At 51.1% G+C, this 854-nt stretch carries 1 protein-coding gene; it reads right to left on the bottom strand.

All coding sequences use genetic code 11. The features are described from left to right. A partial coding sequence (locus FD28_RS13405) for a hypothetical protein (protein WP_235806855.1) occupies positions 1-854 on the bottom strand: 854 nt, incomplete at both ends.

An 854-nucleotide genomic window follows, 5' to 3' on the forward strand; every position in this document is an offset into this window, starting at 1 on the left:
GAGTCGGAATCGCTATCCGAATCGGAGTCGCTGTCGGAGTCCGAGTCACTGTCGGAGTCGGAATCGCTATCCGAATCGGAATCACTGTCGGAATCTGAGTCGCTGTCTGAGTCTGAGTCACTGTCGGAATCTGAGTCACTGTCGGAATCTGAGTCACTGTCTGAGTCTGAGTCACTGTCGGAATCTGAGTCACTGTCTGAATCTGAGTCACTGTCTGAATCGGAATCACTGTCTGAATCGGAATCGCTATCGGAGTCGGAATCGCTATCCGAATCGGAGTCACTATCTGAGTCCGAGTCACTATCTGAGTCCGAGTCACTGTCCGAATCAGAGTCACTATCTGAATCAGAATCACTGTCTGAGTCAGAGTCGCTGTCCGAGTCTGAATCACTGTCGGAATCAGAGTCGCTGTCTGAGTCAGAGTCGCTGTCTGAGTCAGAGTCGCTATCTGAATCGGAGTCGCTGTCTGAGTCTGAGTCACTATCTGAATCGGAATCGCTGTCGGAATCCGAGTCACTATCTGAGTCGGAGTCACTGTCGGAGTCCGAGTCACTATCTGAGTCGGAATCACTGTCTGAGTCGGAGTCACTGTCGGAATCCGAGTCACTATCGGAATCGGAGTCGCTGTCTGAGTCTGAGTCGCTATCTGAATCGGAGTCGCTGTCTGAGTCTGAGTCACTATCTGAATCGGAATCGCTGTCGGAATCAGAGTCACTATCTGAGTCTGAGTCACTGTCTGAGTCCGAGTCACTATCTGAGTCGGAATCGCTGTCGGAATCCGAGTCACTATCGGAATCGGAGTCACTGTCTGAGTCAGAGTCACTATCGGAATCGGAATCACTGTCTGAATCTGA

The sequence above is a fragment of the Levilactobacillus hammesii DSM 16381 genome, from assembly GCF_001434395.1.
In the GTDB taxonomy this organism is placed as follows: domain Bacteria; phylum Bacillota; class Bacilli; order Lactobacillales; family Lactobacillaceae; genus Levilactobacillus; species Levilactobacillus hammesii.